General features: G+C 71.3%; 24 protein-coding genes, 1 tRNA gene and 1 other RNA gene. 10 read left to right on the top strand and 16 right to left on the bottom strand.

Annotation, left to right across the window (positions count from 1 at the left end):
* Position 1: 1 nt before the first annotated feature.
* Positions 2–922, bottom strand: a complete 921-nt coding sequence (locus ACIBBA_RS07135; RefSeq protein WP_396694602.1) for a lytic polysaccharide monooxygenase — start codon at positions 920–922, stop codon at positions 2–4.
* A 193-nt stretch (positions 923–1,115) separates the two neighbouring features.
* Here ACIBBA_RS07135 and ACIBBA_RS07130 point away from each other — a divergent pair, with 193 nt between their 5' ends.
* The gene (locus tag ACIBBA_RS07130) at positions 1,116–1,238 is read left to right on the top strand and encodes a 50S ribosomal protein L36 (protein WP_091591861.1); all 123 of its coding nucleotides are present in this window, start codon (positions 1,116–1,118) and stop codon (positions 1,236–1,238) included.
* A 156-nt stretch (positions 1,239–1,394) separates the two neighbouring features.
* Here the strand turns inward: ACIBBA_RS07130 and ACIBBA_RS07125 are convergent, their stop codons facing one another.
* Positions 1,395–1,985: a hypothetical protein gene (locus tag ACIBBA_RS07125; protein WP_396694600.1), complete on the bottom strand. Its 591-nt coding sequence runs from the start codon at positions 1,983–1,985 to the stop codon at positions 1,395–1,397.
* 676 nt (positions 1,986–2,661) lie between these two features.
* Here ACIBBA_RS07125 and ACIBBA_RS07120 point away from each other — a divergent pair.
* From ACIBBA_RS07120 to ACIBBA_RS07105, 4 genes are all read left to right on the top strand, one after another.
* Positions 2,662–3,456 carry an alpha/beta hydrolase gene (locus ACIBBA_RS07120; RefSeq protein WP_396694598.1) on the top strand — a complete coding sequence of 265 codons (795 nt, stop codon included), beginning with the start codon at positions 2,662–2,664 and terminating at the stop codon, positions 3,454–3,456.
* Positions 3,457–3,460: 4 nt separating this feature from the next.
* Positions 3,461–4,255 carry an MBL fold metallo-hydrolase gene (locus ACIBBA_RS07115; RefSeq protein WP_396694596.1) on the top strand — a complete coding sequence of 265 codons (795 nt, stop codon included), beginning with the start codon at positions 3,461–3,463 and terminating at the stop codon, positions 4,253–4,255.
* A gap of 126 nt (positions 4,256–4,381) precedes the next feature.
* Positions 4,382–5,257 carry an alpha/beta fold hydrolase gene (locus ACIBBA_RS07110; RefSeq protein WP_396694594.1) on the top strand — a complete coding sequence of 292 codons (876 nt, stop codon included), beginning with the start codon at positions 4,382–4,384 and terminating at the stop codon, positions 5,255–5,257.
* 37 nt (positions 5,258–5,294) lie between these two features.
* The gene (locus ACIBBA_RS07105; protein WP_396694592.1) at positions 5,295–5,960 is read left to right on the top strand and encodes a TMEM175 family protein; all 666 of its coding nucleotides are present in this window, start codon (positions 5,295–5,297) and stop codon (positions 5,958–5,960) included.
* 29 nt (positions 5,961–5,989) lie between these two features.
* Here the strand turns inward: ACIBBA_RS07105 and ACIBBA_RS07100 are convergent, their stop codons facing one another.
* The 3 genes from ACIBBA_RS07100 to ACIBBA_RS07090 form a co-directional block, all read right to left on the bottom strand.
* Positions 5,990–6,607, bottom strand: a complete 618-nt coding sequence (locus ACIBBA_RS07100) for a TMEM175 family protein (protein WP_396694590.1) — start codon at positions 6,605–6,607, stop codon at positions 5,990–5,992.
* 179 nt (positions 6,608–6,786) lie between these two features.
* A tRNA-Ala gene (locus tag ACIBBA_RS07095) sits at positions 6,787–6,859 on the bottom strand.
* Positions 6,860–6,972: 113 nt separating this feature from the next.
* Positions 6,973–7,563, bottom strand: coding sequence for a YqgE/AlgH family protein (locus tag ACIBBA_RS07090; RefSeq protein ID WP_396694588.1), 591 nt, complete (start codon positions 7,561–7,563; stop codon positions 6,973–6,975).
* 160 nt (positions 7,564–7,723) lie between these two features.
* On the opposite strand from ACIBBA_RS07090, the gene ACIBBA_RS07085 reads away from it, so the two are divergent.
* Positions 7,724–8,527: an S-methyl-5'-thioadenosine phosphorylase gene (locus tag ACIBBA_RS07085; RefSeq protein WP_396694586.1), complete on the top strand. Its 804-nt coding sequence runs from the start codon at positions 7,724–7,726 to the stop codon at positions 8,525–8,527.
* A 238-nt stretch (positions 8,528–8,765) separates the two neighbouring features.
* Positions 8,766–10,361: a benzoylformate decarboxylase gene (mdlC, locus tag ACIBBA_RS07080; protein WP_396695178.1), complete on the top strand. Its 1,596-nt coding sequence runs from the start codon at positions 8,766–8,768 to the stop codon at positions 10,359–10,361.
* A gap of 67 nt (positions 10,362–10,428) precedes the next feature.
* Here mdlC and ACIBBA_RS07075 read toward each other — a convergent pair whose 3' ends face one another.
* From ACIBBA_RS07075 to pruA, 9 genes are all read right to left on the bottom strand, one after another.
* Positions 10,429–11,397 carry a hypothetical protein gene (locus ACIBBA_RS07075; protein WP_396694584.1) on the bottom strand — a complete coding sequence of 323 codons (969 nt, stop codon included), beginning with the start codon at positions 11,395–11,397 and terminating at the stop codon, positions 10,429–10,431.
* A gap of 45 nt (positions 11,398–11,442) precedes the next feature.
* Positions 11,443–11,910, bottom strand: coding sequence for a hypothetical protein (locus ACIBBA_RS07070; RefSeq protein ID WP_396694582.1), 468 nt, complete (start codon positions 11,908–11,910; stop codon positions 11,443–11,445).
* Positions 11,911–12,102: 192 nt separating this feature from the next.
* Positions 12,103–12,478: a transfer-messenger RNA gene (gene ssrA, locus ACIBBA_RS07065) on the bottom strand.
* A gap of 105 nt (positions 12,479–12,583) precedes the next feature.
* On the bottom strand, positions 12,584–13,063 hold the full coding sequence (gene smpB / locus ACIBBA_RS07060; RefSeq protein WP_350868949.1) for an SsrA-binding protein SmpB: 480 nt from the start codon (positions 13,061–13,063) through the stop codon (positions 12,584–12,586).
* Positions 13,064–13,214: 151 nt separating this feature from the next.
* The gene (gene ftsX, locus ACIBBA_RS07055) at positions 13,215–14,090 is read right to left on the bottom strand and encodes a permease-like cell division protein FtsX (RefSeq protein WP_350868947.1); all 876 of its coding nucleotides are present in this window, start codon (positions 14,088–14,090) and stop codon (positions 13,215–13,217) included.
* Positions 14,091–14,158: 68 nt separating this feature from the next.
* Entirely contained in the window at positions 14,159–14,839 is a 681-nt protein-coding gene (ftsE, locus tag ACIBBA_RS07050) for a cell division ATP-binding protein FtsE (RefSeq protein WP_109802316.1), read from the bottom strand.
* A gap of 118 nt (positions 14,840–14,957) precedes the next feature.
* The gene (gene prfB, locus ACIBBA_RS07045; RefSeq protein WP_396694579.1) at positions 14,958–16,079 is read right to left on the bottom strand and encodes a peptide chain release factor 2; all 1,122 of its coding nucleotides are present in this window, start codon (positions 16,077–16,079) and stop codon (positions 14,958–14,960) included.
* A 64-nt stretch (positions 16,080–16,143) separates the two neighbouring features.
* On the bottom strand, positions 16,144–16,659 hold the full coding sequence (locus ACIBBA_RS07040; RefSeq protein WP_357048958.1) for a PadR family transcriptional regulator: 516 nt from the start codon (positions 16,657–16,659) through the stop codon (positions 16,144–16,146).
* Between the two features lie 177 nt (positions 16,660–16,836).
* The gene (gene pruA / locus ACIBBA_RS07035) at positions 16,837–18,465 is read right to left on the bottom strand and encodes an L-glutamate gamma-semialdehyde dehydrogenase (RefSeq protein ID WP_396694577.1); all 1,629 of its coding nucleotides are present in this window, start codon (positions 18,463–18,465) and stop codon (positions 16,837–16,839) included.
* 270 nt (positions 18,466–18,735) lie between these two features.
* Between pruA and ACIBBA_RS07030 the strand changes: the two genes are divergently transcribed.
* On the top strand, positions 18,736–20,001 hold the full coding sequence (locus ACIBBA_RS07030) for a hypothetical protein (protein WP_396694575.1): 1,266 nt from the start codon (positions 18,736–18,738) through the stop codon (positions 19,999–20,001).
* A gap of 10 nt (positions 20,002–20,011) precedes the next feature.
* Here the strand turns inward: ACIBBA_RS07030 and ACIBBA_RS07025 are convergent, their stop codons facing one another.
* Positions 20,012–20,521: a DUF6912 family protein gene (locus tag ACIBBA_RS07025; RefSeq protein WP_396694573.1), complete on the bottom strand. Its 510-nt coding sequence runs from the start codon at positions 20,519–20,521 to the stop codon at positions 20,012–20,014.
* A 215-nt stretch (positions 20,522–20,736) separates the two neighbouring features.
* Between ACIBBA_RS07025 and ACIBBA_RS07020 the strand changes: the two genes are divergently transcribed.
* Positions 20,737–20,964 carry a helix-turn-helix domain-containing protein gene (locus ACIBBA_RS07020; protein ID WP_396694571.1) on the top strand — a complete coding sequence of 76 codons (228 nt, stop codon included), beginning with the start codon at positions 20,737–20,739 and terminating at the stop codon, positions 20,962–20,964.
* Between the two features lie 101 nt (positions 20,965–21,065).
* Positions 21,066–21,665: an Rv3235 family protein gene (locus ACIBBA_RS07015; RefSeq protein WP_396694569.1), complete on the top strand. Its 600-nt coding sequence runs from the start codon at positions 21,066–21,068 to the stop codon at positions 21,663–21,665.
* A 253-nt stretch (positions 21,666–21,918) separates the two neighbouring features.
* On the opposite strand, the gene secA is transcribed toward ACIBBA_RS07015, so the two are convergent.
* On the bottom strand, positions 21,919–24,840 hold the full coding sequence (gene secA / locus ACIBBA_RS07010) for a preprotein translocase subunit SecA (RefSeq protein WP_396694567.1): 2,922 nt from the start codon (positions 24,838–24,840) through the stop codon (positions 21,919–21,921).
* Positions 24,841–24,895 lie beyond the last annotated feature (55 nt).

Below are 24,895 nucleotides of genomic sequence, written 5' to 3'. Positions count from 1 at the left end.
CTCACCAGATCCGGCGCTGCCCGGCCCGGTGGTTGCGTACCTCGGACCGCCGGCCGGGCGGCGGCCCACCGGCCCGGCGCAGCCGCCGGCCGGCCACCAGCAGGACGAGGATGATCACGGCTACCGCGCCGGCCAGCACCGGCCAGCGCCCGCCGAGGTCGGTCACCGACGCGACCGGGACGCCCGGCTCGGCGGCCACCGCCGCCACCGGGTCGGCGGGGACCGCCGGGGCGCTCCCCGCGGCGGCCGGCGAGCCGGCCGGCCGGGCAGCTCGGGTGGGCTTGGCCCCGGCACCGGTCGCAGCCGGGCGGAAGACCACGTCGGAGCACGAGTAGTAGGTGTCCGGCGTGTTCGAGTTCTGCCAGATGGTGTAGATCAGGTGCCGGCCGCTGCGCCCGGTCGGAAGCCGCCCCGCCAGCTGGTAGGCGCCCGCCCGTACCGGCGGATCGGTCACCGTCAGAAACGGGCGCGCATCCAGGTCGTCCCAGGTCAGCCGGGTGCGCGGGTCGTAGCCGGGCCGGGTGACGTAGAGCCGGAACGTGCCCCGGTGCGGGATGGTGGTCCGGTAGCGGAAGCCGAAGCGGGCACCGGGGGTCAGCTCGGTCGCCGGCCAGTCGGTGCGGGCCAGATCCAACCCCCGGTACGCCGACAGACCGCCGCTGCACAGCTCCCCGTCCGGGATCCGCTCCCGGTCCCGGCCGTCGACCGCGGCCACCCGGACGTTGTCCCACTCCCGTACCGCCGCGCCGGCCGCGACCGCCGCACGGCAGGCCGCCTCCGCCGCGTGCCGGCCCTCCGGACCGCAGGCCGCGGCCCGGCTGATCGGGTTGGTCGGCGCACCGTGCGCGGCGGCGGGCACGGCGCTGAACGGTACGGTCGCCGCGGCGACCAGCACGGCGGCGAGCATTCGGGACACGGGCATGGCGTCGACCTCCCGTAGTGGTACGGGTGGACGCGCCGAATCGTTCGATCCATCCCGGCCCGGCCGTCCGGTCACTCGTCGCCGGGGTCGCACCGGGACGCGGCACCCGGGAGAGCAGGGGAATCGCCGCCGCGGCCCTGGCGTTTGAATCCATGGAACCGAACAAGGCCCCCAGACCCGAGGAGGGTCAGAGATGAAGGTACGCAGCTCCCTGCGGTCGCTGAAGCAGAAGCCGGGTTCGGTGGTGGTCCGCCGCCGCGGCCGGGTCGTCGTGGTGAACCGCGCCAACCCGCAGTGGAAGAGCCGCCAGGGCTGACATCTGACGTCACATACATTCGGCGCCGTCGCGTTGCGACGGCGCCGAACTCTGTTCCAGGGCCGGTGCCTCGGCGCCTGGTCAGCCGCGACACGCGGAGACGCCGCTGGCCGGCACCCGGATCCGGGTGCCGGCCAGCGATCAGACCGTTCTGTGTCAGCTGTTCCAGTACTGCGCGACCAGGTCAGCGGCCTGCTGCTCCCACTGGGCGTAGGCGTCCGGGTAAGCCGACACCTGCACCGTCTGCGCGGCCTCGGTCAGCGGCATGTCCTGCCAACCATCAACCTGCTTCAGACCCTTCTGGAACGCCATCGTCGAGTACTCAGGATCCGTGATCTGCTCCGGCGTACCCCAACCACTGGACGGGCGCTGCTGGAACAGACCCAGCGAATCATGGTCGTTCATGTCGCCGAGGTGGCCCAGGTTCTCCAGCTTCGACTCCTGCAGCGACGTGGCGATCGAGATGACCGCGGCCCGCTCGTCCAGACCCGACTTCTTCGTCGCCGCGATGATCGCCTTCACATTCTTGGTCTGCTCGTCGTTCAGGTCGATGTGGGACTGCTCGCCCTGCACGCCGTGCGGGATCAGCTTCGCCTTGTCCACACCCGGCTTGTCAGCCTGCAGCACCGCGACGGGCTTGCTGTCGACCGGCTGCGCGTCGTGCGCCGCGATCGGACCACCGATCACACCACCGGCGAAAGCCAGACCAGCAAGACCGATAACACTCTTACGCATGATCGTGTTCATCAGGAAAGCTCCAATTCGGGGGTAGACACCCACACCACCGACGGGGGTCGGCGTTCACGCGCGGGCGTGAAGCACCTCGACAGGGCGCTCATGAATCAAAGGGGGAAAAGTCTTCCGGCCGGGCCACACCAGCAGGGCGGCTCATCGGCCATCCGGCGTGCGAGGCCGGGGGGCCTCACGGTGCCGGGTCCAGATGTAACGACCGGGGGCCCGCCATCATTCCGGGGGGCCGGGCCACCGGCCGGGACCAGATGTAACGACCGGCAGCCCGCCATCATTCCGGGGGGCCGGGCCCGCGCCGCCGACCGGCTGACGGGGCTGCTACCTCGGCCGTCGCGGATATTCAACGACGCCCGGCCACCCATCATTCCGGCCCCCCGATGCCCCCGGTCACATCCCGAACCGCCCATCCGGCGCGAACCGGCCGACACGGGCGGACCGGCTCGGCCATGAATCGGACGATCGACTCGTTCGTCGGATGTCGCGAGATGCGGACGGCGAGGACATTCGGACATCCCACCGCCCGAGTGGATCAAAGGGGCGTCGCTCGGGTGGATCAGCGGCGCGAGGTTGGTCGTCCTCCTTGGGCCGCCGGGCGGAATCACCGACACTCACAGGTACGGCTCGGCGACGGGCCGCTTCGCCTTCCGCGACTCCTGCTTCGGAGGACCGATCGATGAAACCGGACACCATCGTCCTGATCCACGGCTTCTGGGTGACACCACGCAGCTGGGAGTACTGGAAGGCGCACTACGAGCGGCAGGGCTACCGGGTGCTCACGCCCGCGTACCCCGGCTACGAGGTCGAGGTCGAGGCGCTCAACGCCGACCCGACCCCGATCGAGAAGGTGACCGTACCGGAGATCATCGCGCACCTGGAGTCGGTGATCCGCGACCTGCCCACCGCGCCCATCCTGATCGGGCACTCCGCCGGAGGAGCGTTCACCCAGCTCCTGCTCGACCACGGCTTCGGCGCGGCCGGGGTGGCGCTGAACTCGGCCCCCACCGAGGGCGTCAAGGTGGCGCCCCCGTCGCAGCTGAAGTCGACGTTTCCGGTGCTGCGCAACCCGGCCAACCGGCACAAGGCGATCGGTTTCACGCACGACGAGTGGCACTACGCCTTCACCAACACGTTCAGCGAGCAGGAGTCGCACGCGCTCTACGAGCGCTACCACATCCCGGCCTCCGCCTCGATCCTCTGGGGCAGCCTGCTCGCCAACGTCCAGCCCGGCCACCAGGACGTCTGGGTCGACTACCACAACGACAACCGGGCTCCGCTGCTCTTCGTCTCCGGCGGCGAGGACCACCTCATGCCGCCCAGCGTGCAGCGCTCCAACGCCAAGCACTACAAGTCGAACACCCTGACGGAGGTCAAGGAGTACCCGGGCTACGCCCACCTGCTCACCGCCCAGCCGGGCTGGGAACAGATCGCCGACGAGGTGCTCGCCTGGGCCGTCCAGCACGCCCGGTAGCGGCATGGCCGACGTCCGGTTCACCCACATCGGCGGCCCGACCACGCTGATCGAGTTCGCCGGGCTGCGGCTGCTCACCGATCCCACCTTCGACCCGCCCGGCCGGAGGTACAGCTTCGGCTGGGGGTCGGCCTCCCGCAAGACGACCGGGCCGGCGCTGGCCGCAGCCGACCTGCCGCCGATCGACGCCGTGCTGCTCACCCACGACCAGCACGGCGACAACCTCGACGCCGCCGGCCGGGCTCTGCTGCCGGCCGCCGGCGTCGTGCTGACCACCCCGTCGGCGGCGGGTCGGCTCGGCGGCAACGCCGTCGGGCTCGCGGCCTGGCAGACCGCCACCGTCGGGTCCGGCGACCAGCGGCTCGTGGTCACCGCGACGCCGGCCCGGCACGGCCCGCCGCTGAGCCGGGCGATCACCGGGGAGGTCACCGGCTTCGCGCTGCACCGGCCCGACCGGGCGGACGGGGCCCTCTGGATCTCCGGCGACACGGTGCTGTACGACGGCGTTCGCCAGGTCGCCGAGCGGATGAGCGTCGCCACCGCGGTGCTCCATCTCGGCGCGGTCCGGTTCGGCATCACCGGGCCGGTCCGCTACACGATGAACGCCCCCGAGGCGGTCGAGCTGTGCCGGCTGCTCCGCCCGAGGACGGTGCTGCCGGTGCACTACGAGGGCTGGGGGCACTTCCGCGAGGGCCGGGAGGTCGTCGAGCGGGCCTTCGCGGCGGCACCCGTCGACGTCCGGTCGACGCTGCGCTGGCTGCCCATCGGCACCCCGGTGACGCTGCCCGACACCGGCTGACCGGCTGACGGGGAAGGACGCCGTGGGCGTGGGCCAATCGCCAGGAAGCCCGAATCCGTTGATCGTCGCGCTGTTACGGTCGGTCCAGGCGCTCTGTGGTCTGTCGACAACCGAGGGATCTTGGCCGTGTTTGACGGATTTGAAGAATTCGACATCCCGACCTCGGGTGCGGTGATCCACGGGCGACGCGGCGGAAGCGGTCCGCCCGTGCTCCTCCTGCACGGCATTCCGGAGACCCACCTCATGTGGCATCGGGTGGCGCCCTCGCTCGCCGAGCACTACACCGTCATCACCACGGACCTTCGCGGCTACGGCGACAGCGGCAAGCCACCGAGCACCGCCGACCACGAGCCGTACAGCATGCGCGCGACCGCCCGCGACCAGGTCGAGGTCATGCGGCAGCTGGGCTACGACCGGTTCCGGCTGGTCGGGCACGACCGCGGCGCGCGCTGCGCCTACCGGCTCGCGTTGGACGAGCCGGACGCGGTCACCCGGCTCGCCGTCATGGATGTCATCCCCACCGGCGACGCCTACTCGCGGGCGGAGATGAAGTTCAGCCTCGGTTACTGGGTCTGGTCGTTCCTGGCCGCACCGGAACCGGTGCCGGAGCAGTTCATCGGCGCGGCGCCGGCCGTCCTCGTCGACTACATGCTCGACAACTGGCCGGTGGTGAAGGACGCCTTCCCACCCGAGGTACGCGCCGAGTACGTCCGGACGTTCAGCGACCCGGAGACCGTCCACGCGATCTGCGAGGAGTACCGCGCCGCCGCGACGCTCGACTACCAGCGGGACGAGGCGGACCGGGGCAACCGCAAGATCGTCTGCCCGGTGCTGTTCCTCTGGGGCGAGCAGGGTTCGGTCGCGAAGCTCTACGAGGATCCGCTCGCGATCTGGCGGGGCTGGGCTGACGACGTCCGCGGCGGCCCGCTCCCGGTCGGGCACTTCATACCCGAGGAGGCGCCCGAGGAGACCACCCGCCAACTGCTCGAGTTCCTGAAGTAGCGCTGGTGCCGTAGCCGTGGCCCGGCGGTGGTTGCCCTTGGGCGGGACCTCACCCCCGTACGAGGGCGGTGACCACACGCCGGCGGCGTTCGGTGGGGTGCGCAAGCCCGACCGGGTCGTCGCGTTCAGCGATGCCGTCTTCGCGATCGCGGTAACGCTGCTCGTCCTGGAGATCCGCCCGCCGGAGGACTTCCGGCACCTGCTGCGTTCCCTGACGGAACTCTGGCCGTCCTACCTCGCATACGTGATCACCTTTCTGCTGATCGGTCAGATCTGGGTCAACCATCACGTGATGTTCGACCAGATACGGTCGGTCGACCGGCTGGTGCTGCTGGTCAACACGTTGCTGCTGATGGACATCGCCTTCCTGCCGTTCGCCGCGTCGGTCCTCTCCGACGCCTTCCACAGCGGCGACGGGCAACGCAGCGCGGTGGTGTTCTACGGCCTCGTGCTGGAGGTGGCCCCGATCATGTTCAACATCATCTGGCGGCACGTCCGGCACGTACCCTCGCTCCTCGGCGCTGTCGACGACGCCAGCGTGCGGTCGATCACCCGGCGCTTCCGGCTGGCCCTGTTCTGGATCGGGGCCGGGACCGTGCTCGGCGGGTTGGTGCCGCTCCTCGGGGTGGCGGTGATCGCGGCCTTCGTCCCGTACTACTGGCTGCCGATCCGAGGCGAGACGGCGGGGCGCCGAGACCGGTAGGGCGCACGGTTGATGCGGTCGGGTCTCGCTTATTGCTGCGGCGCGTCTGCAGGAGAGCCGACCGCCAGGTTGCGTTCGAAGATGTAGTAGACGGGGACGACGCCGATGATGGCCAGTGCCACCGGCGGGCTGAAGAAGGCGGCGGCGATCGCGGCCAGATACATGATCGACGCTGTCCCGAATCGCAGCCGCGCCTTCCAACGGGCCCGCTCCGGCACCGGTTGCTGGAGCCGCCCCGGACGCAAGGTCCATTCGAAGATCCCGGCGAAGCTGAGCCCCATGCCCAGGAAGGCAGTCGCATAGAGGATCACCGCCACCCGCGCGTCCTGCCCGCCCAGCGCGAGGTACTCGGCCACCGTCGCCGTGTCCACCGGGATGAGGACGACGAACAGCAGCAGGACGAGGTTGAGCAGGGCCAGGGTCCGGTCGACGACGGCCAGGTTCCCGATGAGGGCGTGATGGTTGACCCAGATGAGTCCGATCGTGGCGAAACTGATCAGGTAGGCGACGAACGCGGGCCAGTGGTCGCCGACCTGACGCAGGAGTGGGCCATGACCCGGACCGGCCACCGCCAGGTTCAGCGCGAGAAGCGTGATCGCGACCGCGAAGACCGCATCACTGAATACCTCCAGCCGAGTTCGGCTCACTACCCGGTTCTACCGCACCCCCGGACCTGCCGTGGGGATTCACCTCGCCACCTGTCGCCAGGCCCGGCCGCCGCCACGCCGCCCCGATCGGTAGCTCGGCTCCCGGGTTGGCTGCTCCGGACGCCCGAGAACGACGAAGGGCGTCCGTCATGTCTGACGAACGCCCTGATCGCGAAGGGTGGAGCCGAGGGGACTCGAACCCCTGACCCCCACACTGCCAGTGTGGTGCGCTACCAGCTGCGCCACGGCCCCTTGCTGTCGTCCCGGTCGCCCGGGCACTGGGAAACTATACACACGGCCGCCGGCGTGGTCATCTCGCGGGGTCCCCGGCGGGCCGACCCGCAGGCCATGGCGCGACGGCGGCTTCAGTTGAGCGCCACGTCCGGCGGGAAGTGGGCCACGGCGGCCATCATCCCGCCCTGGCGGCGGAGCACCATCGGCCACAGATCATCCGGCCGGTCGACGAAGGCGTCGCCGGGCAGCGCGTCGAGCACGAACCAGGAGCCGTCCTCGATCTCCTGCTCCAGCTGCCCCGCGCCCCAGCCGGAGTAACCCGCGAAGACCCGGATCCCGCCGACGTTCTCCCGCAGCCGCTCCGGGTCGACCGAGAGGTCGATCGTGCCGACCGCGCCGGAGACCTGGTGGAACCCCTTGACCCGCTTCACCGGCTGGCGCATCCGAGCCAGGCAGATGGCCGAGTCGGGCTGGACCGGACCGCCCTCGAAGAGCACCGCCGGGTGACGGGCCAGGTCGCTCCAGTCGCCGAGGACATCGGCCACCGGCACCTCGGTCGCCCGGTTGAGCACCACGCCGAGCGCGCCGCCCGGCTCGTGGGCCACCAGCAGCACGACCGTACGGTCGAAGTTCGGGTCCTTCAGCGCCGGGGTCGCGACCAGCAGCCGCCCGGTCATCGACTCCATCGCCCGCCCGCCGATCGCCTGGCCCTCTCCCTGCATGTCACACACCCGTCAGCCGTGCGCCGCAACGCGGGACTCGTTGTCCTGCGGGCCGGCCGGCATCCGCGCTGTCAACGCCATGCCTGGCACCATAGCCTGCGCCACGGGCCGTGGCTAAGGTCTGACCGGCGGGTGATCGGGCGGCGAAGAGGGAGTGTTGATGGGTCCTACGGCCGAACTCGCGGTGATCGGCGGCTCCGGTCTCTACGCGCTGCTCGACGGCGCGACCGAGCACCAGGTGCAGACCCCGTACGGGCCACCGTCGGACGTGGTGACCATCGCCGAGGTGGGCGGCCGACGAGTGGCCTTCCTGCCCCGGCACGGGCGCGATCACCGGTACCCGCCGCACCTGATCCCGTACCGGGCCAACCTCTGGGCGCTGCGGTCGCTCGGGGTACGCCAGGTGTTCGCCCCGTGCGCGGTCGGCGGGCTCCGCCCCGACCTCGGCCCGGGCACCTTCGTGGTGCCGGATCAGCTCGTCGACCGCACCAGCGGTCGGGCGCAGACCTACTACGACCAGGGCGCGGTGCACGTTCCCTTCGCCGACCCGTACTGCCCCCGCGGCCGGCACGCGCTGCTGGCGGCCGCGGCCGGCCGGGACGTCGCGGCGGTCGACGGCGGCACGGTCGTGGTGATCGAGGGTCCGCGCTTCTCCACCCGCGCCGAGTCCCGCTGGTACGCCTCGATCGGCGGCACGGTGGTGAACATGACCGGCCACCCGGAGGCGGTGCTCGCCCGGGAACTGGCGCTCTGCTACTCGGCCATCGCCCTCGTCACCGACCTCGACGCCGGGTTGGCAGCCGGCGAGACGGTGACCCAGGAGGAGGTGTTCCGGGTCTTCGGCGAGAACACCGACCGGCTGCGCGGGGTGCTGCTCGACGCGATCGCCGCGCTTCCGGCCGAACGGGGCTGCGCGTGCGGCCGGGCGCTGGACGGCATCACGTTGCCCTTCCCGCTGCCCTGACCGCCGCCGGGGTGGCGCTGCCGGCCACCGATGCCACCGCGACAGCCGGCCTGGCCCCGGTCGCCGGGAGCGTTCGAGCCTCGTCCGCCCGGTGGCGACCAGGCCGGTCCCGGGCGGTGGTCGGGAGCGGCGAAACGCCCGAACCGCCTGGCTCATCCCGATAGATTCGGTTGGGTCGGGGTGCGCCGAACTGTCTCCGGCGAGCCGAGCACGCGCGGCGACACGGAGGCAGGTGGCGATGGGAACGGTCCGGGAGACGACGTACGACCTGCTCCGCAGCCTCGGCATGACCACCGTCTTCGGCAACCCGGGCTCCACCGAGGAGCCGTTCCTTCAGGACTTCCCGGCCGACTTCCACTATGTGCTCGCGCTGCAGGAGGCGTCCGCGGTGGGCATCGCCGACGGGTACGCCCAGGCAACCGGCCGCCCCGCGCACGTCAACCTGCACACCGCTCCGGGCGCCGGCAACGGCATGGGCAACCTGGTGACGGCCTGGCACAACAAGACCCCGCTGATCGTGACCGCCGGCCAGCAGACCCGGGAGATGCTGCTGCTCGAACCCCGGCTGACCAACCGCCGGGCGGCCGAGCTGACCCAGCCCTACGTGAAGTGGGCCTACGAGCCGGTCCGGGCGCAGGACATCCCCGGCGCGCTGCTGCGGGCGTACGCGACCGCGGTGCAGCCACCGACCGGGCCGGTCTTCCTCTCGCTCCCGCTGGACGACTGGGCGCAGCCCGCCGACCCGCCCCCGCCGCCGCGCTCGGTGGCGACCCGCTACGCGCCCGACCCCGAACAGCTGCGCCGCTTCGCCGACGCGCTGGCGGCCAGCCGCGCCCCGGCGCTGGTGTTCGGCGCGGCGGTCGACCGGGCCGGCGGTTGGCCCGGCGCGGTCGCGCTGGCCGAGCGGCTGGCCGCCCCGGTGTGGTCGGCCCCCGCGCCGGAGCGGACCGGCTTTCCCGAGGACCATCCGCACTTCCGTGGGGTGCTGCCGTACGCGATCGGCCCGCTCGCCGACACGCTGCGCGGACACGACACCGTGCTGGTGGTCGGCGCGCCGGTCTTCCGCTACTACCCGTACGTGCCGGGCGACTACCTGCCCGACGGCGCCCGGCTGCTGCACGTCACCGACGACCCGGACGAGGCGGCGCGCGCACCGGTCGGCGACACCCTGCTCACCGACCCCGCGCTGGGCCTGGCCGCGCTGGCCGAGCTGCTGCCGGCGACGGACCGGACCCCGCCGGACGCGCGACCCGACCCCGCGCCACCCGAGGTCACCACGCCGCTGAGCCCGGAGGCGCTCTTCGCCGCGCTGGCCCGCCACTGGCCGGCGGACGGGGTGCTGGTCACGGAGACCCCGTCGAACCTGCCGGCGCTGCGCCGCCAGCTGCGGATCACCCGGCCGGCGTCGTACTTCACCATGGCCAGCGGCGGCCTCGGGTACGGCCTGCCGGCGGCGGTCGGGGTGGCCCTGGCGGAGCGGGACACCGGTCGGGGCCGGCCGGTGGTGGCGGTGATCGGCGACGGATCGTTCCACTACTCAGTGCAGGCACTGTGGACCGCGGCCCGGTTGCGGCTGCCGCTGGTGGTCGTGGTGCCGGTCAACCAGCAGTACGCGATCCTCAAGGCGTTCGCCGAGCTCAAGGAGACGCCCGGAGTGCCCGGTCTGGACCTGCCCGGCCTGGACATCACCTCGGTCGCGCACGGATACGGCTGCGCCACCGAGGTGGTGGAGACTCCCGACCAGCTCGGCGCGGCGCTCACCGCCGGCCTGCGGGCGGACGGGCCGAGCGTGCTGCCGGTCCCGATCACCACCGACCTGCCCCGGATCCTCTGATCCTGGCCTCCCCGCCGTTGCGCCGGTCGACTCCCGGCCCCTCAAACCGTTGGCGGGCGGGTGGCGGTCAACGCGGGCCCAGCGGCAGCGGAGCCCCGGTGATCACGTCCAGGACCGGTCGGGCACCCAGCGGGGCCTTCAGCGTGACGGCGACCGGCGCCAGCTTCAGCTGGTCGGTGCAGACCCCGCTGGCGCGACTCACCCCGCCGCCGACCACCACCACGTCGTCGCGTTCCTGCACCAGCGCGGTGATCCCGGTGTCGCAGGCGCCCACGCCGACGCGGTAGCTGAGCCGGGTGCCGTCCACCGCTTGGAGGTCCTGCCCGCCGACCACCTCCGGCGGTGCGGGTCGGGCCGGCGCGCTCGGCTCCGGCGCGGCGGCGACCGCCTGCGGTGCGACCGCGATGCGGGCCACCGGGCTGGTCAGCTCCTCGACGGTGAACAGCCACGCCGGCACCTGCGCCTCGCCCCGGCTGGTCCGCACGGGCGCGGTACCGAGCCGCACCGCGGTGACCGTCAACGGGGTGCAGGTGTTCTGCGGCGGGCCGGTCACCCAGCCGTCCGGTCCAGGTTCGATGGTCGGTCCGCCCTTTTCCGTGGGTGGCCGCTGCGGCCGCCCCTCGCACACCGGCGGGTCGCCCTGGTCCAGCTGCCGGTACGCCTCGACCGCGCTCAGCAGCGGGACGGTCAGCGTCCCGTCGGGGAAGCGGATGGTGCCGTCGGTTGGCCGGGTGCCGGGCAGCGCGACCTGCTCGCGGTACCAGCCGGCCTGGAACGCCGTCTCGGTGTCCGGGGTGAACCCGGGGTCGCCGGTCAGCACGGTCGGGCCCTGCAGCGGCACGTACTCCTTGGTCCACGTCGGACCGGGGTGCCAGGCCTCGGCGACCTCTGCGGCCCGCTGGTGGAATGCCTCCCAGCGGTGGTCCGAGGAGGCGTCCGGGCCGACGGGCGGCGTTTCGGCGCTGGTGCCGGCCGGCGCGCACCCGGCGGCCAGCACCAGCAGAGGCAGACCCAGCAGGGCGAGTGGTCGACGCATGCCGGTACGACGTCCGGCCCGCCCGGCCGGTTCCCCCGTCGCCGGTCAGGTCTCGCCGCCGAGATCGGTCTGGTACGCCTGCCAGAGCAGGTCGGCGCCGTGCTGGCGGTGCCGGGACAGCACCCGGACCAGGTGCCCGGCGAGGTCGCGCAGTTCGGCCGCCGGGGCGGTGGGCAGCTCGGCGGCGTGCTGGAGGGCACCGAGCGCCGCGGCGACGGCCAGGTGCTCCCGGGCCAGCAGGCGCACCCCGCGGTCGAGCCGGGGGGCCTGCGCGAGCAGCTCGGCGTAGAGGCCGGTGGGCCCCTCGGTCACCGCGACGTGCTCGGCGAACCCGCGACGGACCGGGGCCAGGCGGAGCATCACCCACTCCCGCCAGCGTGGCTCCTCCGGCGCGACGGCCAGCGCCCGGGTGAGGGCGTTCAGGTCGCCGAGGAGGGACGCCGGGGTCGGGCGGGCTGCCGGCGGCAGCACCCCGATGACGGCGGACGGTTGCTGGATCGGTTGGGTGACCATGGGCACCTCCCGCACAGCGGCTTGACCAGGTACCCGATGGTGAACCCGGCCGATGCCGACTGTCCAGTACCCCCGGTTGCCTCATCCGCCCCGTTGGCACCACTGTTCCCGCAGGTCACGGCAGTTGCGCGGGGCGCCGGGGGTACCGACGACTGTGCGCCCCGGTCCGGTGGACCGAGGCGCACAGTCAGGTGGTGGAGGTGCCGGGAATCGAACCCGGGTCCTTCGCCGGTTTGTCAGGGCTTCTCCGAGCGCAGCTCGCTATGCCTCTACTCGGCCCCACCGCTCACGCGAGCAAGTTGGTGTGACGGGCCCAGTCGCTGATTGATCTCGCCGCACGGACCCCGCGACCGGGTCCGATTGGCCAGCCTCCTAGCTGATGCCGGCTAACTGGGACGAAGGCGTTCCCAGGCCGACAGACTCACTACTCGCCTCAGGCGGCGAGAGCGAAGTCAGCGCGATCGTTCTTGGCGCTTATAAGTTTCCGACGACCGATTCTCGAGACGACGTCGGCTTCCTCGGCTCGCTTCCCCTGTCGCTGCGTACGAAGTCGAAACCAGTCACCCCCTCGACAGGCCGCCGGATGTGGCGGCACTGACAAGCGTAACGCCTGCCGCAACGGGTTTCATCCCGAGCCCCGGGTCGGCGTGCCGACCCGGACAGACGGGATGAATCAGTCGTCCATCCCCTTGCCGCGCCGGCCGGAGACCCGGGCGATCTCCCGGTCCGCGTCCCGCTTGGCGAGATCCTGCCGCTTGTCGTACGCCTTCTTGCCCTTGGCCAGGGCGATCTCCACCTTGGCCCAGCCGTCGGCGAAGTAGACCTGCAACGGCACCAACGTGTGGCCACCCTCGCGGGTCTTGCCGATCAACCGGTCGATCTCCATGCGGTTGAGCAGCAGCTTGCGGGTACGCCGGGGCTCGTGGTTGGTCCAGGTGCCCTGGGTGTACTCCGGGATGTGCATGCCGTGCAGGTAGAGCTCGCCGTTGCGCTCCTGCGCGAAGGCGTCCACCAGCGACGCGCGCCCGGCGCGCAGCGACTTGACCTCGGTGCCGGTCAGCGCCATACCCGCCTCGTAGGTGTCGAGGATGGCGTAGTCGTGCCGCGCCTTGCGGTTGGAGGCGACCACCTTTCGTCCCTTTTCCCGTGGCATCGGCGCCACCTCCCTTCCTGGAATGCCGGCGACCGGGAGGCCCGGCCGGAGAGCGGAGATCATGCTACCCGAATGACAAGGGCCCTCCCGCGCCAATTATTCCTGGCGCGGAAGGGCCCTGACGACGACGCCGGGACGACCCGTATGACGACTAGACCCGCAGGTAGAAGCGGAGGGTGACCCACGCGGTGATGGCGGTGACCACGCTGCCGACCACGGCGATCAGCGGGAACATCAGGAAGATGTCCGACCAGGAGATCGGGGTGATCAGACCCTCGAGAGCCGACAGCGAGCCGCCGCCGATGACGTACTTGCCGACGACCAGCCAGCCCAGGGCGAGGATCGAGCCGAACAGACCGGCGACCACCGCCTCCAGCACGAACGGTGCCTGGATGAACCAGTTGGACGCGCCGACGAGTTTCATGACCGCGACCTCACGCCGCTTGCTGTACGCGGCCACCTGAATGGTGTTCGCGACCAGCAGCAGTGCCGCGGCGGCCATGACCACCGCGATGAAGAGCGCGAAGTTCTGGATCGAGGTGAGCACGCCGAAGACCTTGTCCAGCAGCTTGCTCTGGTCGACGATCTCGTCGACGCCCTCGGTGTCCTTGTACTGGTCGTAGATGTTCTTGTACTGCTCCGGGTTCACCAGCGTCAGCCGGAACGACTCCGGCAACTGGTCCGGCTTGACCGCGTTCACCAGGTCCGGCGCGTCCGAGTACATCTGCTGGAAGCGCTCGTAGGCCTGGTCCTTGTTGACGTAGTCGACCTCCTTGACCAGGGGGTCGCTCTTCAGCCGGCCGTCCAGGTCGGTGCGCTGCTGCTCGGTCACCTCCTGGGTCAGGAAGATCGAGACCTCTACGTTCTCGTAGTAGAGGTCCTTCATGTCCCCGACCTTCTGGTAGAGAAGGCCGCTGGCGCCCAGCATGAACAGCGACACGGTCATCGTAATGATCATGGCGATGGTCATGGTGACATTGCGCCACAGTCCGACCAGTACCTCGGACAGGACGTATTTCACGCGCATCGGGAATTCCTCCGGGTCTCCGGCATGAGGTGTTCGTCGTCGTCAGGCGGCGGGGGTGACGGGTCGGGTCACCCGTAGACGCCGCGGGCCTGGTCGCGCACGATGCGGCCGCTCTCGATCTCCACGACGCGGCGGCGCATCTGGTTGACGATGTTGGAGTCGTGCGTGACCATCACGACGGTCGTGCCGGTGCGGTTGATCCGGTCCAGCAGACGCATGATCTCGATCGAGGTGTCCGGGTCCAGGTTTCCCGTCGGCTCGTCGGCGAGCAGGATCAACGGACGGTTCACGAAGGCCCGGGCGACGGCCACCCGCTGCTGCTCACCACCGGAGAGCTCGTGCGGGTAGCGGTGCTCCTTGCCACCGAGCCCGACCAGCTCCAGCACCTCGGGCACGACCCGGCGGGCCACGGCCTTGGTCTTGCCGATGACCTCGAGGGCGAACGCCACGTTCTCGTACGCGGTGCGGTTGGGGAGCAGCCGGAAGTCCTGGAACACGCAGCCGATGGAGCGCCGGAAGTGTGGTCGCTTCCAGGACCGCATCGACGTGACGTCCTTGCCGTTCACCACGACGCGGCCCTTGTTGGGGCTGACCTCGTGCAGCAGCATCTTGATGATGGTGGACTTGCCGGAGCCGGATGGCCCGATGAAGAAGACGAACTCGCCCTTCTCAATTGAGACGGACACGTTGTCGAGCGAAGGCCGGGACGCCTTCGGGTACGTCTTCGTCACTTGCTCAAGCTGAATCACGGGTGGTGAGTCTACGCGGTGTAACCGGAGAGCCAAGTCCCACGCCCCGCCGATGCGAGTCGCGTCATCGATTTAGTGGGTTGTGTGGAGATCGATGACGCGTTCCGCCCGCATGCCGTCACGCACTGTCGCCGGCAAGCTCCCGCTGCTTACGCCAACGGATCCCGGCCTCGATGAAGCTGTCCAGATCGCCGTCGAAGACCGCGCTCGGATTGCCGGTCTCCTGCTCGGTTCGGAGATCCTTCACCATCTGATACGGGTGCAGGACGTACGAGCGCATCTGGTCGCCCCACGAGCCGGCCGCGTCGGTCTTCAGGCCCTGCAGCTTGGCCTGCTCCTCCTGGCGCTTGCGCTCCAGCAGTCGGGCCTGCAGCACCCGCAGCGCGGACGCCTTGTTCTGCAGCTGCGACTTCTCGTTCTGGCAGGTCACCACGATGCCGGTCGGGATGTGGGTGATCCGAACCGCCGAGTCGGTGGTGTTGACGCTCTGTCCACCCGGGCCGGAGGAGCGGTAGACGTCGATCCGCATCTCGTTCTCGGGGATGTCGATGTGGTCGGTCTGCTCCACCACCGGCAGCACCTCGACACCGGCGAAGCTGGTCTGCCGACGCCCCTGGTTGTCGAACGGGCTGATCCGGACCAGCCGGTGGGTGCCCGACTCGACACTGAGCGTGCCGAAGGCGTACGGGACCTTGACCGTGAAGGTGGCCGACTTGAGCCCGGCCTCCTCGGCGTACGAGGTCTCGTAGACCTCGGTCGGGTAGCCGTGCCGCTCGGCCCAGCGCAGGTACATCCGGAGGAGCATCTCGGCGAAGTCCGCCGCGTCGACCCCGCCGGCGCCGGCCCGGATGGCGACCAGCGCCTCCCGGGAGTCGTACTCGCCGGAGAGCAGGGTGCGGACCTCCATCTCCTGGATGGCCTTGGTCAGCCCGGTGATCTCGCTCTCCACCTCGCCGAGCACGCTCGGGTCGGACTCCGCCTCGGCCAGCTCCAGCAGCACCCGGGCGTCGTCGAGCCGGGCGCGGAGGCTGCCCAGCTTGCTGATCTCGCCGTTGACGTACGACAGCTGGGAGGTCACGTGCTGGGCCTTGGCCTGGTCGTCCCAGAGATCGGGGGCGGAGGCCTCCTGCTCCAGCCGGGCCTTGTCGTCGCGCAGCCGGCCAAGGTCGAGCACGGCCTCGATGTTGCGCAGGGTGGCGTCGAGTTCCTTGAGCTGTTCGGCGTAATCGGCAGCGGTCACGACAGACAAGCGTACTGTGCCGCGCGCGGAGCAGCGCGTTCCCCTTGGCGAACCCGCCGAGAGGTCACCCGACGGGGGCGGTCTTCAGCCAGGACAGCGCCGCCTTGTGGTAGGCGACGGCGAACTCCAAGGCGGTCGCGTCGTACGTCTCGCCCTCCTTCTTGGCGTTCTTGACCTGCTCACGGACCTGGGCCAGCGCCTCGGTGTGGTATTCGTTCGCCGACGCGTAGAGGTTCTTGAGCTGGCTGGCCGAGTGCAGGTTGCCGAAGGCCATCCGCAGCGCGATCGGGTTCCGGATCGTGTCCCGGCCGGGGTTTTCGGCCAGCCACTTCGAAAATGTCCGTTTCCCGGACGCGGTGATCGCGTACGGCTGGCTCAGCCGCGGGCCGGGCTTGCCCATCCGGACCATCCCCCGCTCGGCCAGCACCGGCAACTCGCGGTAGACCTGGCTGCGGGTCATCGACCAGTACGGCGCCAGCCGGCGCTCGGCGGCGGCCATCAGCTGGCCGCCTGTCATCGGGCCCTCGTGGAGCAGCCCGAGCAGGGCCGCCGCCGTGGGGTTGACTCCGGAATCCGCCATGGGCATTACGCTGCCACTTTGCCGTCGCGGCGTCCAGGATTTGGCGGTTTGCCACCCGACAGGACTTCCAATGTGCACTGTCGGCGGGCGACAGTCCGTTGAGGACTATCGATGCCTTGCGGCGGGGCCGGTCGGTCGCCGGCGACGCGGGTCGCGCCGCCGGCGGCCGGGGACCGCTCAGCCCATGTGCGGGTAGGTGTGGTCGGTCGGCGGGACGAAGGTCTCCTTGATCGTCCGCGGGGACGTCCAGCGGACCAGGTTGTGCCAGGAGCCGGCCTTGTCGTTGGTGCCGCTGGCCCGGGCGCCGCCGAACGGCTGCTGCCCGACCACCGCGCCGGTCGGCTTGTCGTTGATGTAGAAGTTCCCGGCCGCGTACCGCATCTTCTCGGCGACCGCGTCGACGACCTGGCGGTCGGTCGCGAAGATCGACCCGGTCAGCGCGTACGGTGCGATCGACTCGGCCTGGGCCACCACCTCGTCGAAGCGGCCGTCCTCGAAGACGTGCACGCCGAGGATCGGCCCGAAGTACTCGGTGGTGAAGGTCTCGTGCGCGGCGTCGGTGCACTCGAAGAGCGTCGGCCGGACGAACCAGCCGACCGAGTCGTCGGCGGTGCCGCCGGCCAGGATCCGGCAGGTGTCGTCACCTGAGATCAATTCCAGCGCCGCGGTGTGCCGGGAGAACGCCTTGTCGTCGATCACCGCGCCGCCGAAGTTGCGGAAGTCGGTGACGTCGCCGTAGGTCAGCGAGTCGGCGGTCGCCGCCAGCCGGTCGCGCAGGCCGCCCTCCCAGAGCGAGCGCGGCACGTACGCCCGGGAGGCCGCCGAGCACTTCTGGCCCTGGTACTCGTAGGCGCCCCGGATCAGCGCGGTGTGCAGCGCGTCCACGTCGGCGCTGGTGTGCGCGACCACGAAGTCCTTGCCGCCGGTCTCGCCGACCAGCCGGGGGTAGCCGCGGTAGCGGGCGATGTTCTCGCCGACGGTCCGCCACAGGTGCTGGAAGACCTTGGTGGAGCCGGTGAAGTGGATGCCGGCCAGATCGGGGTCGGCGAGCACGACGTCGGAGACCTCCTCGCCGCGCCCGGTGACCATGTTGATCACACCGGGCGGGAGGCCGGCCGCCTCGAAGAGCCGCATGGTGAAGTGCGCGGCGAACTGCTGGGTCGGGCCCGGCTTCCAGACCACGGTGTTGCCCATCAGGGCCGGCGCCGAGGGCAGGTTGCCGGCGATCGCGGTGAAGTTGAACGGGGTGACCGCGTAGACGAAGCCCTCCAGCGGGCGGTGGTCGAAGCGGTTCCACACCCCCGGCGACGACATCGGCTGCTCGGCGAGGAGGTTCCGGGCGAAGTGCACGTTGAACCGGAGGAAGTCGATCAGCTCGCAGGCCGCGTCGATCTCCGCCTGCACCGCCGTCTTGGACTGGCCGAGCATGGTGGCGGCGTTCAGGGTGTCGCGCCACGGGCCGGCGAGCAGCTCGGCCGCGCGCAGGAAGATCGCGGCCCGCTCCTCGAAGGGCAGCGCCCGCCACATCGGCGCCGCGTCCTTGGCCGCCTTGACCGCCGCCCGGGCGTCGTCGTGGGTGGCGTGCGCGGTGACGCCCAGCACGTGGGCGTGCTTGTGCGGCTGCACCACGTTGATCGACTCGCCACCGGCCATCCGCTGCTCGCCGGCGATGGTCATCGGCAGGTCGATCCGCTCGGCGGCCAGCTCGGTCAGTCGCCGCTGGAGCCGCTCCCGGTCGGCACCGCCCGGCTCATAGGTGCGGACCGGCTCGTTGCGCGGCTCGGGTACGGAGAACACGGCGTCCATCTACAGGCTCCTGGCGATCTCGACAGCGGTGGCGGAACCGGACCCGCGGGCACCGGCCGGACGGCCGGAAGCCGCACACCACCCCGGGTTGACCGGCGACGACGGCGGGACCTGCGCCGATTCTCCCACGCGCCGGTGACCGCCCCACCGCCCCCGCCGCCCGGGACCGGCGCCCGGTGTGCCGGGAGCCGGGTGGTGGGTTCCGAAGGTGGGAACGCGGGGCGGTTAGGCTGGATGACCGGTGACCTGCCGACCCGTGAAGGGAAGACGATGACCAAGCAGCCCGGCGGCTCGACGGCCGCGGAGCCGGACCAGCCCACGGTCGGCGACACCGCACCGACCACGGTTGGCGAGGCCGCCCCGGCGGCGGTCGCGGCCCGAACCCCGGACGAGGCTGCGGTCGACGACCCCGCCCCGGCAGGCGACGAGACAGCGGACGACGGCCGGGCTTCGGTGGACGACCAGGCTGTCGCCGACGACCAGGCCCTTGCTGACGACCACGCTGCCGCCGACGACCAGGCCCCCGCTGACGACCAGGCTGCCGCCGACGACCGGTTCGCCGAGGACGAGGGCGCGGACGATGTCGCCGCGGAGCCGGTCGACGGGTCCGTACTCGCCCCCGCCGCCGCGGTGCTGGCGCTGCTCGCGCTGGGCTGGTTGGCCGCGATGCTCTGGTCGACCCGGGAGGCGATCCTCTCCGCGGCGGCCGGCATCACCGCGATCAGCCTCTCCGCCTTCGCGCTGCCCGGAGTCATCTCGGCCGCCCTGGTCGCCGGGGCCGCCGGTGCGCTCGCCGCCGGGAACCTGCTCGCCCGCCGGGGCCACGACCAGACGACCGTGCGCTTCGTCGGGGCCATCGGCGCCGGCATGGTGGTCGGCCTCGCCGCCGCGCTGGCCGTGAACCTCACCTACGCCGACAACGCGACCACCAACGTCATCGCCGGCACCGCCGCCGCCGCGGCGATCGTCGGCAGCGCGGTGGCCGGCGCCCGTACCGCGCCGGTGGTCGGCGCGGTGGTGGCCTCGGCGCTCGGCACGCTGATCTTCGTGGTCGCGTTCAGCCGCGCCCGGGACGGCCTCTTCGACCTATACGGCGCCGGAGACACCCAGGAGTCGCTGGTCAACGCGGCCAAGTGGGTGTCCCGCACCGAGTCCCTGCTGGCCGGGATGGTGGCCGGGCTGCTGGCCTTCGGATACCTGACCTGGGCCCGGCGCCGGGCCGCGCGGCGCGGTGCGGCACTGGCCCCGCGTTGGCCGGCGTACCTGCTGGCCGGGGCGGGGCCGGGCCTGCTCCTGCTGCTGGCCGAGGTGATCATTCGGATCGGCGGGCGCTCGCTGCTCGACCTGGCCGGCGCGCTGAGCGAAGCGGACTCGGTCGCCCAGACCACCCTCGGCACCTCCCGGGTGGACAACGGCATCTGGGTGCTCTTCGTCGGGGCGCTCACCGCGCTCATCGCCTTCGGCCGGACGCTCGGCCCGTCGCCTGCCGACGCCGAGCCGGACGAGGAGACGCTGGAGCCGGAGGCGGCCCGCTGACCGACCGCCGTCAGGAGGCGGCGCGGAGCAGCACGTCGAGTTCGGTCACGTCGTACCACTCCAGCTCGTGGTCCTCGGCGCTGTCGACGGTGAACTGGGCGTCCGGGTCCCCGGCGAGCGCCTCGGTCACCACCTCCGCCGCGGCGGCGACGTCCTCGACCGCGTCGGCGCCGTCCAGGTGGATCGCCGCGACGGCCCCCACCGGCACCGGGCCGCTCAGCCCGACGATGCTGGACCCCAGCTCGCCGTCGGGGCGACCGACCACGGCCGCCGGCAGATCGGCGGAGACCACCACCCGGCGACGGGGCGCGGCGGAATCGACCCGGAGCAGCTGCAACGCGTCCTGCGCGGCGCGGGTGAAGGCGACGTACTCCAACTCCTCCTCGTCGCCCTCGGCGTACCACTCGCGCAACGCCGGGGTGACCGCATGCGCCTCGGCAGCGGTGAGCCCGTGTTCGCGCAGCCGGGCCAGCATCGGCACGGTCGCCGGCACGTACACCCGGACAAGCTCGTCGGTCACCGGTCTTCTCCCCGCTCAGGTCCTCCGCCGGCGGCAGCCGGCCCGGGCGCCGATCATGCCGTACGCCGTGACCGTCATACACCTCGCATCCGGCCGGTGGAAGTTCCCCGCCGGTGTGTCCCGCCACGATGGCGTCGTCAGCCGCAGCCGGATGCTGGGCGCTGTCGGCAGTCGGTGGCAAACTGAGGCAAGTGACGCCAATCGAGGGAGTTTCGGTGGAGCCCAGGTTCCTGCTGCTGTCCGACGTGGCCGTCGAGCTGAACGTGTCGGATTCGCAGGTCTACCACATGGTGCGCAGCGGCGAACTTCCCGCGATCAAGATCGGCGGGCGGGGGCAGTGGCGCGTGGAGCGCGCCCGGCTGGAGGAGTACATCCAGCAGAAGTACGACGAGACGGCCGAGTGGGTGCGGGGCAATCCGCTGACCGACCGCGACCCTGAGTAGTCCGACGCCTTCGCAGAGGCATCGACCGAGGCCTATGCCATGCCTGAGAATGGAGCCAGTCGAAAGCAAACGCAAGCAAACGCAAGATCGGGGAGTAGCCGATGAGCGATGTCCGCCGTCCCGGGCCATCCCGGCCCCCGATCCGGCTCCGCCCCGCGCCCCCGCTCGACCCGCCCTACGCCGACGAGGGCGACGGCTGGTTGCCGCCGACCCACGGGCAGCTCGCCCTCGACCTCTTCGCACCGGTACGGCCCGATGCCGGCCGCCCGCCGGCCCGCCGGGCCGCGCTGCGGCCGGTGCCCGCCGGCCCCGGCCGACACTCCGCCGCACCGCTGCCACCCGCCGCGCTGGTGACCGCCACTCCGGAGGCGACCCGAGCCGCCCACCGCTTCGTCGGCACCTGCCTGGAGGTGCTCAACGGCTACCGGCCCCCGGGGCAGCTGCGTTCCCTGCTCGACCCGGCCCGGGCGCACGACCTGCTGACCGAGCTGGCGAACGCCGCCGGCCGCACCGGCCCGGCGCGCCGAAGGTCGACCCGCCCGACGGTCCGGCTGCGCCGGCTGCGCGCCGGTGAGCCCCGCGACGGTGCGGTGGAGGTGGCCGCGGTGCTCACCGGCCCGGTCGGGCGCACGTGGGCGATGGCGCTGCGCCTGGAACACCGTCGCGGCCGCTGGCTCTGCACCGCGCTGCACGTCCTGTGACGGCGGGCCGGATGGCGCCCGAGGTCAGAAGCGCCCGGGCGCAGGTGATCGACTCGGCGTCCGTGAAGTCGGGGTGACCTGCGCCGTAGACACCCCGACTTCACAGCAGGCGAGTTGACCATGCCGGGCCGGGCCGAGGCCAGGGCCGGGGCCGGGGCGCAGAATGCGCCCGGGGCGCCCACCTGACATTGGTCGGTGGGCGCCCCGGGTTTCCAACGGGTGTGGCCGACGCCGGATGGCGCCGGCGCGGTGATCAGGCACCGCCGTTGGGCGCGCCGTGGCACCGCTTGTACTTGCGGCCGGAGCCGCACGGGCAGGGCGCGTTGCGGGACGGGCCGTTGCTGGCCTCCGCCTGACCGGTCGCCGCGCGGCGGGGCGTGTTGCCCGCGACGGCCGGACCGCGCACGCCGGTGGCGGGGCGCTGCGGAGCGTTCGGGGCGGTCGTCCCCGGCCCGCCCGGAGCGGCCTTCGCCGGCCGGCCGACGCCGAGCGCCGGCGCCTGCTGCTCGGCCTGCTCGACGGCGACCGAACCGCCGCCCGCCTCACCGTCGATGGTGGGCGCGGAGTATTGCAGGGGCTGCTGCTGCGGGGCCCGGTTGAGGCCCTTCGCCCGCAGCTCCACCGGCTTGTCCAGCAGAGCGACCTCTTCGGCCTCCGGCTCCGGCTCCGCGACCTGGACCTCCAGGTTGTAGAGGAAGCCGACCGTCTCCTCCTTGATGCCGTCCATCATGGTGGCGAACATGTCGAAGCCCTCGCGCTGGTATTCCACCACCGGGTCGCGCTGGGCGTAGGCCCGGAGGCTGATGCCCTCCTGGAGGTAGTCCATCTCGTAGAGGTGCTCGCGCCACTTCCGGTCGATGACCTGGAGCAGCACCATCCGCTCGAGCTGCCGGACGCCCTCCTCGCCGAGCTCCGCCTCGCGCCGGTCGTACGCGGCGTGCGCGTCCTCCTTGAGCCGGGAGATCAGGAAGTCGGCGTCCATGCCGGTGCGCGACCCGCCGGCCTCCTCCTCCAGCTCCTCGATGGTGATCCCCACCGGGTAGAGCTGCTTGAGGCTGGACCAGAGCTGCTCGAGGTCCCAGTCCTCGCCGTAGCCCTCGGAGGTGGCCCCCTGCACGTACGCCTCGACCACGTCGTCGATCATGTTGCGGACCTGGTCGGAGAGGTTCTCGCCGTTGAGCACGCGGAGCCGCTCGGCGTAGATCACCTGGCGCTGCTTGTTGAGCACCTCGTCGTACTTCAGCACGTTCTTGCGGATCTCGGCGTTCTGGCCCTCGATCTGGGCCTGGGCGCTCTTGATCTGGCGGGTGACCATCTTCGACTCGATGGGCACGTCCTCCGGGATGTTGAAGCGCTCCATCACCGCCTCGACCGCGCCGGCCCGGAAGCGCCGCATCAGCTCGTCCTGCAGCGACAGGTAGAACCGGGACTCGCCGGGGTCACCCTGGCGGCCGGAGCGGCCGCGCAGCTGGTTGTCGATCCGGCGCGACTCGTGCCGCTCGGTGCCCAGCACGTAGAGGCCGCCGGCGGCGGCCACCTCCTCGGCCTCGGCGTCGCAGGCCTGCTTCCAGGTGGGCAGGACCTCCTCCATCGCCTTGGCGTACTCCTCCTCGTTCTCCAGCGGGTCGAGGCCACGCTGACGCAGCTCGTTGGCCGCGAGGAACTCGGGGTTGCCGCCGAGCAGGATGTCGGTGCCCCGGCCGGCCATGTTGGTGGCCACGGTGACCGCGCCCTTACGGCCGGCCTGGGCGACGATCTCCGCCTCGCGGGCGTGGAACTTCGCGTTCAGCACGGAGTGCGGGATGCCGCGGCGGCGCAGCAACTGGGAGAGGATCTCGGAGTTCTCCACCGAGACGGTGCCGACCAGTACCGGCTGGCCCAGCTGGTGCCGCTCGGCGATGTCCTCCACCACAGCGTTGAACTTGGCCTTCTCGGTCTTGTAGATCACGTCCGGCCGGTCCTCGCGGACCATCGGCCGGTGGGTCGGGATGGTCACCACGCCGACCTTGTAGACCTTGTTGAACTCGCTCGCCTCGGTCTGGGCGGTACCGGTCATCCCGGAGAGCTTCTCGTAGAGGCGGAAGTAGTTCTGGAGGGTGATGGTGGCCAGGGTCTGGTTCTCCTGCTTGATCTCCACCCCCTCCTTGGCCTCGATCGCCTGGTGCATGCCCTCGTTGTAGCGGCGCCCGTGCAGGATGCGGCCGGTGAACTCGTCGACGATCAGGACCTCGCCGTCGCTGACGATGTAGTCCTTGTCGCGCTTGTAGAGCTCCTTGGCCTTGATCGCGTTGTTCAGGTAGCCGACCAGCGGAGTGTTCACCGACTCGTAGAGGTTGTCGATGCCCAGCCGGTCCTCGACCTTGGCCACGCCCCGCTCGGTGACCGCGATGGTCCGCTTGGCGTAGTCGACCTCGTAGTCGCCCTCGCCGTCCTTGCCCGCCTGCAACCGGGCCACCACGCCGGCGAACTCGCCGTACCAGCGGGCCGAGTGCTCGGCCGGGCCGGAGATGATCAGCGGGGTGCGGGCCTCGTCGATCAGGATCGAGTCGACCTCGTCGACCACGGCGAAGTTGTGGCCCCGCTGGACCAGCTCATCCTTCGACCAGGCCATGTTGTCGCGCAGGTAGTCGAAGCCGAACTCGTTGTTGGTGCCGTAGGTGATGTCGCACTCGTAGGCGGCCTTGTGCTCGGTGGCCGGCCGGTTCGGCAGCACGACGCCGACGCTGAGGCCGAGGAACTCGTGCACCCGGCCCATCCAGGCGGCGTCGCGCTGGGCGAGGTAGTCGTTGACGGTGATCACGTGCACGCCCTTGCCGGAGAGCGCGTTGAGGTAGACCGGCATGACCGAGGTCAGGGTCTTGCCCTCACCGGTCTTCATCTCGGCGATGTTGCCGAAGTGCAGCGCCGCGCCGCCCATCACCTGGACGTCGTACGGGCGCTGGCCGAGCACGCGGGCGGCCGCCTCCCGGCACACCGCGAACGCCTCCGGCAGCAGGTCGTCGAGGGTCTCCCCGTCGGCCAGCCGCTCCTTGAACTGCTCGGTCATGCCGCTCAGCTCGTCGTCGGTGAGGTTGACGTAGTCGTCCTCGATCGAGCTCACGGCGTTGGCGACGGCCTTGAGCCGGCGCACCATCCGGCCCTCGCCCGCGTTAAGGACCTTTTCCAGAATCGACACGGATCAACGCTCCCCTAGACAGTCTCGAACCATCGTAGGCGCTACATCGGGGCGA

The sequence above is a fragment of the Micromonospora sp. NPDC051006 genome (genome assembly GCF_044456245.1).
In the GTDB taxonomy this organism is placed as follows: Bacteria; Actinomycetota; Actinomycetes; order Mycobacteriales; family Micromonosporaceae; genus Micromonospora.
The sequence above is the reverse complement of the archived record's forward strand: the minus strand, read 5'-3'. Positions and strand labels throughout refer to the sequence as shown.

What these genes read in the sequence shown, in the direction of transcription:
- ACIBBA_RS07135 (WP_396694602.1), bottom strand. Translation starts at nt 922, where the DNA reads ATGCCCGTGTCCCGAATGCTCGCCGCCGTGCTGGTCGCCGCGGCGACC.
- ACIBBA_RS07130 (WP_091591861.1), top strand. Translation starts at nt 1,116, where the DNA reads ATGAAGGTACGCAGCTCCCTGCGGTCGCTGAAGCAGAAGCCGGGTTCG.
- ACIBBA_RS07125 (WP_396694600.1), bottom strand. Translation starts at nt 1,985, where the DNA reads ATGAACACGATCATGCGTAAGAGTGTTATCGGTCTTGCTGGTCTGGCT.
- ACIBBA_RS07120 (WP_396694598.1), top strand. Translation starts at nt 2,662, where the DNA reads ATGAAACCGGACACCATCGTCCTGATCCACGGCTTCTGGGTGACACCA.
- ACIBBA_RS07115 (WP_396694596.1), top strand. Translation starts at nt 3,461, where the DNA reads ATGGCCGACGTCCGGTTCACCCACATCGGCGGCCCGACCACGCTGATC.
- ACIBBA_RS07090 (WP_396694588.1), bottom strand. Translation starts at nt 7,563, where the DNA reads ATGCAGGGAGAGGGCCAGGCGATCGGCGGGCGGGCGATGGAGTCGATG.
- ACIBBA_RS07085 (WP_396694586.1), top strand. Translation starts at nt 7,724, where the DNA reads ATGGGTCCTACGGCCGAACTCGCGGTGATCGGCGGCTCCGGTCTCTAC.
- mdlC (WP_396695178.1), top strand. Translation starts at nt 8,766, where the DNA reads ATGGGAACGGTCCGGGAGACGACGTACGACCTGCTCCGCAGCCTCGGC.
- ACIBBA_RS07075 (WP_396694584.1), bottom strand. Translation starts at nt 11,397, where the DNA reads ATGCGTCGACCACTCGCCCTGCTGGGTCTGCCTCTGCTGGTGCTGGCC.
- ACIBBA_RS07070 (WP_396694582.1), bottom strand. Translation starts at nt 11,910, where the DNA reads ATGGTCACCCAACCGATCCAGCAACCGTCCGCCGTCATCGGGGTGCTG.
- smpB (WP_350868949.1), bottom strand. Translation starts at nt 13,063, where the DNA reads ATGCCACGGGAAAAGGGACGAAAGGTGGTCGCCTCCAACCGCAAGGCG.
- ftsX (WP_350868947.1), bottom strand. Translation starts at nt 14,090, where the DNA reads ATGCGCGTGAAATACGTCCTGTCCGAGGTACTGGTCGGACTGTGGCGC.
- ACIBBA_RS07040 (WP_357048958.1), bottom strand. Translation starts at nt 16,659, where the DNA reads ATGGCGGATTCCGGAGTCAACCCCACGGCGGCGGCCCTGCTCGGGCTG.
- pruA (WP_396694577.1), bottom strand. Translation starts at nt 18,465, where the DNA reads ATGGACGCCGTGTTCTCCGTACCCGAGCCGCGCAACGAGCCGGTCCGC.
- ACIBBA_RS07030 (WP_396694575.1), top strand. Translation starts at nt 18,736, where the DNA reads ATGACCAAGCAGCCCGGCGGCTCGACGGCCGCGGAGCCGGACCAGCCC.
- ACIBBA_RS07015 (WP_396694569.1), top strand. Translation starts at nt 21,066, where the DNA reads ATGAGCGATGTCCGCCGTCCCGGGCCATCCCGGCCCCCGATCCGGCTC.